General features: G+C 64.2%; 1 protein-coding gene. It reads right to left on the reverse strand.

The annotated features are described in order from the left end of the window. A partial coding sequence (locus EN818_RS31940) for a GNAT family N-acetyltransferase (RefSeq protein ID WP_245521445.1) occupies nucleotides 1-276 on the reverse strand: 276 nt, incomplete at its 3' end. Nucleotides 277-296 lie beyond the last annotated feature (20 nt).

Consider the following 296-nt stretch of genomic DNA (forward strand, 5'->3'; position numbering starts at 1 on the left):
GTCGGCATAGACGGTCAATTCGACCCGCTTCAGGGCCCGCCAGTTATCGGCCACGTCAAGCAGCGCGGAAAGTATGGCAGAGCCGATGCCCTTGCCGACAAAGGCATCGTCAAGGCCGATATTGATCTCGCCGACATGCGAACGGCGCGGCGAACTCTGCACGACCAGGTTGCCATGGCCGACGACCTTGCCCTCCAGCTCCGCGACGATCCAGGTGGTTTCCTGGCCGGACTTGGCGATGCGCCGCTCCACCTGCTCCACCCTCTCGAAGGGCATTCGGAGCGTGCCCCAGCGGA

Source organism: Mesorhizobium sp. M3A.F.Ca.ET.175.01.1.1, assembly GCF_004791945.1.
In the GTDB taxonomy this organism is placed as follows: domain Bacteria; phylum Pseudomonadota; class Alphaproteobacteria; order Rhizobiales; family Rhizobiaceae; genus Mesorhizobium.